General features: G+C 71.0%; 7 protein-coding genes. 1 reads left to right on the top strand and 6 read right to left on the bottom strand.

Annotated features, from left to right (window positions below; translation table 11 throughout):
• Positions 1–714 (top strand): ketol-acid reductoisomerase (gene ilvC, locus ACLFOB_RS13015; protein WP_410926345.1); only part of this gene is annotated, 714 nt, incomplete at its 5' end.
• 45 nt (positions 715–759) lie between these two features.
• Here the strand turns inward: ilvC and ACLFOB_RS13020 are convergent.
• The 6 genes from ACLFOB_RS13020 to ACLFOB_RS13045 form a co-directional block, all read right to left on the bottom strand.
• Positions 760–921 carry a hypothetical protein gene (locus ACLFOB_RS13020; RefSeq protein ID WP_410918157.1) on the bottom strand — a complete coding sequence of 54 codons (162 nt, stop codon included), beginning with the start codon at positions 919–921 and terminating at the stop codon, positions 760–762.
• A 213-nt stretch (positions 922–1,134) separates the two neighbouring features.
• Positions 1,135–2,478, bottom strand: a complete 1,344-nt coding sequence (glmM, locus tag ACLFOB_RS13025; protein WP_410926346.1) for a phosphoglucosamine mutase — start codon at positions 2,476–2,478, stop codon at positions 1,135–1,137.
• Positions 2,478–3,488, bottom strand: coding sequence for a dihydropteroate synthase (folP, locus tag ACLFOB_RS13030; RefSeq protein WP_410926347.1), 1,011 nt, complete (start codon positions 3,486–3,488; stop codon positions 2,478–2,480). Before folP ends, glmM begins: the two co-directional genes overlap by 1 nt.
• 43 nt (positions 3,489–3,531) lie before the next feature.
• Complete coding sequence (locus ACLFOB_RS13035) at positions 3,532–4,458, bottom strand: dihydroneopterin aldolase (RefSeq protein ID WP_410918154.1); 927 nt, start codon at positions 4,456–4,458, stop codon at positions 3,532–3,534.
• Between the two features lie 103 nt (positions 4,459–4,561).
• Entirely contained in the window at positions 4,562–5,203 is a 642-nt protein-coding gene (locus ACLFOB_RS13040) for a cell wall hydrolase (protein ID WP_410926348.1), read from the bottom strand.
• A 182-nt stretch (positions 5,204–5,385) separates the two neighbouring features.
• Positions 5,386–7,926, bottom strand: coding sequence for a putative PEP-binding protein (locus tag ACLFOB_RS13045; protein WP_410926349.1), 2,541 nt, complete (start codon positions 7,924–7,926; stop codon positions 5,386–5,388).
• Between the last annotated feature and the right edge of the window lie 223 nt (positions 7,927–8,149).

An 8,149-nucleotide genomic window follows, 5' to 3' on the forward strand; every position in this document is an offset into this window, starting at 1 on the left:
ATCGCCTTCGCCCACGGGCTCAACGTGCATTTCGGGCTGATCGAGCCGAAGCCGGGCGTCGACGTGATCATGATGGCGCCGAAGGGCCCCGGCCACACGGTGCGCGGCGAATACGTCAAGGGCGGCGGCGTGCCCTGCCTGGTGGCGGTGCACAACGACGCCTCCGGCAAGGCGCTGGAACTGGGCCTCTCCTATTGTTCCGCCATCGGCGGCGGACGCTCGGGGATCATCGAGACCAACTTCAAGGAGGAGTGCGAGACCGATCTCTTCGGCGAACAGGCGGTACTTTGCGGCGGTCTGGTGGAACTGATCCGCTGCGGCTTCGAGACGCTGGTCGAGGCGGGCTATGCCCCCGAGATGGCCTATTTCGAGTGCCTGCACGAGGTGAAGCTGATCGTGGACCTGATCTACGAGGGCGGCATCGCCAACATGAACTACTCGATCTCGAACACGGCCGAGTATGGCGAATACGTCAGCGGGCCGCGCGTGCTACCCTACGAGGAGACGAAGGCGCGGATGAAGGCGATCCTGACGGACATCCAGACGGGCCGCTTCACCCGCGACTGGATGCAGGAATGCAGCGTGGGCCAGCCGATGTTCAAGGCGACCCGCCGACTCAATGACTCGCACAAGATCGAGCAGGTGGGCGAGACGCTGCGCGGCATGATGCCCTGGATCTCGGCGGGCAAGATGGTGGACCGCGAGCGGAACTGATCCGCAGACGGGAGCGGCCCGGGCGCCATGCCCGGGCCGGGTGCGTCACTCGTCCTTGCGGTGCGGGTCGCCGTTTTCCGCAAGCGCGCTGTGTGGCGCATCGGGATCTTTCTTGCGTTTCTCGGTGGCACGCTTCGAATTCAGCGCGACCAGCGCACCGATACCGAGGGTGACGATTGCGAGCGTGGGGATGACATAGGCTTCCATGACGGAACCTCCTTGCGCTTTCGTGTCTGGAAGTGGGGCGGGCAGGCTGTTCTGGGGTGCCTGCGCCGGCTGGAGGCCATTGGCCACCCCACCGTCACGCAATAAACATGCAGAAGAGAGTTACGTTCCGCGGCAGGCTGTCGCGCCCGCAAGATCCTCGCGCGCCCGCCCGAGCCTCGCCCGCATGTACCCCGGCGGGGCCGACCGCCGGCGTCAGACGGCTGCCTCGACCGCCTCCACCACCTCTGCCACGACCTCGGCCATCAGCGCCTCGTCCTCGGCCTCGGCCATCACGCGGATCAGCGGCTCCGTGCCGGAGAGGCGGATCAGGAGCCGGCCCCGTCCGTTCAGCCGCGCCTCGCCCGCCGCGATCGCGTTGCGCACGGTGGCGACCTCCAGCGGCGCCTGGCCCGAGGCGTAGCGCACGTTGCGCAGGATCTGCGGCACGGGCGCGAACTGCTGCGCTACCCGGCTCGCCGGCTGGCCGGTGCGCACCATCTCGGCCAGGACCTGCAGCCCGGCCATCAGCCCGTCGCCGGTGGTGGCGTGATCGGTCATCACGATGTGCCCGGACTGTTCGCCGCCAAGGTTCCAGCCGCCCTGGCGCATCGCCTCGACGACATAGCGATCGCCCACGCGCGTGCGGTGCAGGGCGAGGCCCCGTTCGGACAGGAAGCGTTCGAGTCCCAGGTTCGACATCACCGTGGACACCAGCGTGCCCCCCGAAAGCCGCCCCTCGCCTGCCCAGCGCGCGGCCATCATCGCCATCAGCTGGTCGCCGTCGGCCACGGTTCCGGTCTCGTCGATCATCACGATGCGGTCCGCATCGCCATCGAGGCAGAGCCCCACGTCGGCGCCATGCGCAACGACCGTCTCGGCCGCGACACGGGGATTGGTCGAGCCGCAGCCTTCGTTGATGTTGTAGCCGTTCGGGGCGACCCCGACCGCAATGACCTCGGCGCCCAGTTCCCACAGCACCTCGGGCGCAGCGCGGTAGGCGGCACCGTTGGCGCAGTCCACCACCACCTTCATCCCGTCGAGGCGCATGCCCTGCGGGAAGGTCGACTTCACCCGCTCGACATAGCGGAAGCGCCCGTCGTCGATGCGCTGGGCGCGGCCGATCTCGCACGCAGGCGCCGCGTCCACGCCGGAGGCGATCAGCGCCTCGATCTCGGCCTCTGCCGCATCGGAGAGCTTGAAGCCGTCGGGGCCGAAGAACTTGATCCCGTTGTCCGCGGCCGGGTTGTGCGAGGCCGAGATCATGATGCCCAGGTCGGCGCGCATCGAGGGGGTGAGCAGGCCCACGGCGGGCGTGGGCACCGGGCCCAGCAACAGCACGTTCATGCCGGTGGAGGTCAGGCCCGCGGTCAGCGCCGTCTCGAACATGTAGCCCGACAGGCGCGTGTCCTTGCCGATCACCACGCGGTGTACGCTGCTGCCGCCGTCGCGGCGAAAGTAGCGGCCCGCCGCCTGCCCCAGCCGCAGCGCCATGTCGGCGGTCATCGGCGCCGAATTGGCGCGGCCGCGAATGCCGTCGGTTCCGAAGAGCTTGCGCATCAGGCGGCTTTCTCCCCCATCTCCACGGCGCGCCAGAGTGCGAGGGCCTGCGCCGTCTCTGCCACATCGTGCACGCGCAGAAGCTGCACGCCCTCGGCCACCGCCCGAAGGGCCACGGCCACGGAGCCGGGCGCGCGGGCCGCGCCGCCCGCCGCGCCGGAGATGCGGCCGATGAAGCCCTTGCGCGAGGCGCCCAGCAACACCGGCACGCCCAGCCCGTGGAACAGCGCGATGCCGCGGATGAGCGCAAGGTTGTGCGCCAGGGTCTTGCCGAAGCCTATGCCCGGATCGGCGACCAGACGGTCGCGCGGGATGCCCGCCGCCTCGGCCACGGCGATGCGCGCCGCAAGCCCGTCGAAGACATCGAGCAGCACGTCGTCGTAGCGGGGATCGTCCTGCATCGTCTCGGGGTCGCCCTGCGCGTGCATCAGGATCACGGGCAGCCGTGCCTCTGAACAGAACCCGACAAGTGAGGGATCGAAGGTCAGCGCGGAGACGTCGTTGACGATGACAGCGCCAGCTTCGGCCGCGGCGCGGGCCACGGCCGCCTTGCGCGTGTCGATCGAGACCGGCAGCCCCAGTTCCGGCAGCGCCGACAGCACGGGGGCCACGCGCGCGATCTCGTCCGCCTCGGGCAGCGGGCGCGCGCCGGGGCGCGTCGATTCCCCGCCGACGTCGATCAGGTCCGCACCGGCCCCGGCCATCGCGCGGGCGCGCCGAACGGCCACCTCTGCATCAAGGTGTTCCCCCCCGTCGGAGAAGCTGTCGGGCGTGACGTTGAGGATGCCCATGATGCGCGGCCGGTCGAGCGAAAGGCCAGCCAGCGGCGTGCGCGGTGCGGAGAGCCGTCCGCGCCAGTCGTCCGGGATTTCTGCGGCTGACACCAGGCGCGGCGGCGCGTCGCGGCTCAGGCATTCGGCCTCGACGAACCACGCCGGGCCGCCGGCGAGCGGCAGCGCGCCTGATGGACGGGGCTCTCCCCATCGCACGATTGGCCGAAAATACGTCATTTCGCGCGCTGAATGGGCGAAAGCGGTCAGCTTGGCAAGCGGCTCAGAGCGTTTCCGCCGCGGGCTGAAGCGCGCGCACCGCAATCCCGGCGCCCTCGGGCGGAGTTTCGCCGACGACCACCAGTTCCGCCGCCTGCATCTGCCGCCCGAGCCAGGCGGCGAGCGCCACGGCATCGCGCGGCTGCGCCTCTGGGCTTTCCACGGCATCGAGCACGATCTTCGAGGGCGCCCAGACGCTGATCTGGCCGTGCTTCATCGCCCAGTCCAGTTCCGTGCGGCTTTCGACCACCACGCAGCGCGCATCGCGTCCGGCAAGGACCCAGGCGTTCTGCTCCAGCGCCAGAAGGTCGATCCGCCGCTGCGCGAGCGGCGCACGCGCGACGGGCGCGGGCAGGTCCGGCGCGCCCACGCAGAGGATCGCGGGCCGCCCCGCCGCCTCCAGCCCGTCGAGCCAGTGCGGAAGCCGGTCCGAGGCGATGGCGGCGTTGGAAAGATACACGATCACCGGATGCGGGCGATCCTCGTCGCGCACCAGGTGCAGGTCGCGCGGCAGGTCGCGGCGCGACCGCACGATCTCGACCCCCAGCGCGCCGGGGCCGCGGTCCAGCTTCTCGATCCGCACGAAGGCGCGCATGGCCATGGGCTCCAGCAGGATGCGCTCCGCGATGCGCTCCGCAAGGGTTTCCAGCAGGTTGACGCGCTCGGCGGCCAGTTCGGTCGCGATGGCCTCTGTCACGCGGTCGTAGCTCAGGATGCGATCCACGTCGTCGTCCAGCGGCTGCGACGCCGGACGCACTTCGACCACCACGTCGAAGCGGATGCGCTGGGTGGTGCCGCGCTCGGCCTGGAATGCGCCGATCTCGACCTCGACGATATGGTCGCGCAGCGAGATGCGGTCGCGGGGCCGGTCGTCGGCTGTGGCGACGGCCCGCTCGAGCGGGTGAGAAAAGGCGAGGCGGATGTCTGACATTGATCTTACCGGGCCGAATCACGCGGACCCTAGCGCGCCCTGCCCGCCCGCGACAGGGCGCGGCGCGGCACCCCGTCCGTCTTTTGCGGCATTGCCGCGGGCCTCAGTTCGACGAGACCCGGATGGGCTTGCGGTAGAAATGATGGATGCCGATCGTCGCGGTGCGCGGATAGACGCGTGCCCAGCGCGGGCTCACATGCTTGGTGTGATAGTGCGTCGCACCCTTGGTCAGCGCCCGCGGCGCGCCGTCGAGCATGGCGCGCGCGATCTTGCCCACCTGTCTCCAGGCGCGCGGCTCGTGGATCGTCTCGGCCACGCCGTCGCAGGTGTAGGTGAACTGACACTGGTAGCGCGCGCCGGTGCCCTGGTTGATGACGCCACAGACGGTATCGGGAAAGATCGTGCTGTCCACGCGGTTCAGGATCACCTCTGCCACCGCGAACTGGCCGCGGACGCTTTCGCCGCGGGCCTCGAAATAAAGCGCCTCGGCCAGGCACCGCCATTCCGCGCCGCCCTCTTGCGCGGGCTGGCTGGCAACCCAGCTGCGGTCGTAGCTGACGTCGGTCGCGCCATCCTCGCCGGTGCCGCCCCGTGTCAGGCGTTGGAGCCGCTCCAGCGGCACGGTCTGGAGCGCCGCGCGCTCCAGGCGCATCAGGTGACCCGCAGGATCGGCTGCCAGCTCGGCCGCGACCGGCGTGGCCGCGAGGACCAGCGCCGCGGCAGCGGCGGCGAGTGTTCTGCTCATGCTATCCCCCGTCACGTTTCGACGGCCCCCCAGGCCGACACCGGGGTGGGGGTAGCCCAGGACGGGACGGATTGTCCAGAAAACGTGATCCTGGCAGCCGAATAGCGCTTGACAGGGCATGACAGAATGTCGCAGCGGCCCTCGGCCGGACCGCAACATCTGTCACCTGCGATTCGAGCGGCCTACGTCATCTTGTCCGAAAGCGCGATCTGCGCCGCCGCCAGCCGGGCGACCGGCACCCGGAACGGCGAGCAGGAGACGTAGTCGAATCCGGCGCTGCGGCAGAAGGCAATCGATTCGGCGTTGCCGCCGTGCTCGCCGCAGATCGACAACACGATATCGGGGCGCCCGGCGCGCCCGCGCTCCGCCCCGATCTGCAGCAGCTCGCCCACCCCTTCGGTGTCGAGCACATGGAAAGGATCCTCCGGGAACACGCCCTGCGTGACATAGGCCGACATGAAACGCCCCGCATCGTCGCGCGACAGCCCGTAGGTCATCTGCGTCAGGTCGTTGGTCCCGAAACTGAGAAAGGCCGAATGCTGCGCGATCTCGTCGGCGCGCAGGCAGGCGCGCGGCGTCTCGACCATCACGCCCAGGCGATAGGTCAGCCGCGTCTTGCGCTCCGTCATCACCGCGGCCGCCACGGCGTCGATCCGCGTCTTGACCAGTTCCACCTCGCGCCGCGCCGAAACGAGCGGGATCATGATTTCCGGCACCACCGGCGCGCCCTCGCGGCTGGCCTCCTCGGTCGCCTCGAAGATGGCGCGCGCCTGCATGTCGTAGATCTCGGGCACGGCGATGCCCAGCCGCACGCCCCGCATCCCCAGCATGGGGTTGTATTCGCCCAGCGCCTCCACCCGCCGGGTCACATCCGCCAGGGGCAGGCTCAGGGCGTCGGCCAGCTCCCGCAAGCCCGCCCGGTCGCCGGGCAGGAATTCATGCAGGGGCGGGTCGAAGAGGCGGATGCAGACCGGCTGACCCTGCATGATGCGGAAGAGCTCAACGAAATCGCCCCGCTGCATCGGCAACAGCCGCTCCAGCGCGGCGCGCCGGTCCTCCGCCGTGTCGGCGAAGATCATCTCGCGCATCGGCGTGAGCCGCTCGGCCTCGAAGAACATGTGCTCGGTGCGGCACAGGCCGATGCCCTGCGCTTCGAAGTTTCGCGCGGTCTGCGCGTCGGCCGGCGTGTCGGCGTTGGCGCGCACGCCGATGTCGCGCACCGCATCCGCCCAGGACAGGAGGGTGCGGAAGGCGTCGTCAAGCGCGGCCTCGATCATCGCCGGGGCGCCGGCCAGCACGTCACCCGTGGTGCCGTCGACCGTGACGATGTCGCCCTCGCGCAGCGTGCGCCCGTCCTTCGAGACGAGTGTCTTCTTGCGGGTCTGGAACCGCAGCTCCGACGCGCCAACGACACAGGGCAGGCCCAGCCCCCGGCCGATCACCGCCGCGTGGCTGGTCATGCCGCCCCGCTCGGTCAGCACCGCCACAGCGGCGTGCATCCCCCGGATGTCCGAGGGCGAGGTCTCGCGCCGGACCAGCACCGCCGCCTCGCCGCGCGCGGCCGCGGCCTGCGCCGCCTCGGCAGAAAAGACGATGCGCCCGGAGGCCGCGCCGGGGCTGGCCGCCACGCCCCGCGCCAGCCGGTTGCGCCGCGCGCCGGGCGCGACCTGCCGGTGCAGAAGCTCGGTCAGGGCGCGCGGCTCGATCCGCATCAGCGCCTCCTCGCGCGCGATCAGCCCGTCCTCTGCCAGCGCCACGGCGATCCGCAGCGCCGCGCGCGCGCTGCGCGCCACGCGCACGCCATCCAGGATGTAGAGCCGCCCGTCCTCGAGCGTGAACTCCACCTGCATCTCCTCGCGCAGCTTCTCGCGCATCAGGCGGGCCGAGCGCACGAGTTCGGCAAAGGCCTCGGGGGCCAACTCCTCCAGCGAGGGGCCGCGTTCGTCGCGTTCGAGAAAGAGCGCCTCGTCGGCATGGGCGAGCGCCTCGCGCCCCTGGCTCTGGCGCAGGTAGCGGCCGGTGATCTGCGGCGCGCCGGTGTCGGACCTGACCAGCTGCAGCACGCCGGAGCCGCATTCGCCCCGCCCCAGCCCCAGCGCCATCTCCTGCACCACAAGGCCCAGGCCTGCGTCCACCGGGGCGCCCCTGGCCTGCCGCAGCAGGCGCGCGCTGGTGCCGTCCCAGGCCCGCGCCATCGAGCGCAGCACGGCCGCAAGCTGCACCGCGCGGTCCTGCGGAAAGGGCTCCTCCGCCTCGTCCTCGTAGGCCTCGAGCGCCGCATCGAGCGCCCTGGGATCGTCGTCGTCCAGCGGCTCGAAGACATCCGGGTCCAGCCGCGCGACATGCAGCGCATAGCTTTGCACGAACCGCAGGTAGAGACGGGTGGCCGCCTCTTCGCCCAGCGTCACGGCCAGCGCGTCGCGGCGCGGGGCGTTCATCCCGACGTTCAGGATCGCGCCCGGGCCGCCCCAGTCCGGGTCACCGGAGGACGGGCGGACGCAGAGCAGCGCATCCTCCGGGAAGGGATCGAGAATGGCGCGCACGTCCGGCGCACGCCCGCGCGCGATATCGCGCACGCAGGCGAAGGACAGCGCGACGGTGCGCGGCACCGGCAGGTCGAGCCGCACGAGACGCTGCAGGCATTTCGCACGTCCGCCGTGGCTGGGCGCGGCGATGGGCGCGTCGGGCGTGACCAGACTGATGCGCGGGGGCTCTTGCTGCACTGCGGCACCTCTTTCAGCAGACGCAGCATACGCCCCGCACGGGGTCTGGCAAGGGGCGGTGGCGGGCCGGTACCCGGCGTCGTCGTCGCTGTCCGGGCGAGAAGCGCCCGGCACAGGGCGCGACGAGCGGTCCCCGCTCGGACCTCGACCCGAAAAGCGCGCCGGGTGCCCGTGGCCGCATCCGGATCGGGCCCGCCTCCGCCCCGGCCGCCTGCCGGCGGCG

Source organism: Rhodosalinus sp. (genome assembly GCF_046542825.1).
Classification (GTDB): Bacteria; Pseudomonadota; Alphaproteobacteria; order Rhodobacterales; family Rhodobacteraceae; genus Rhodosalinus.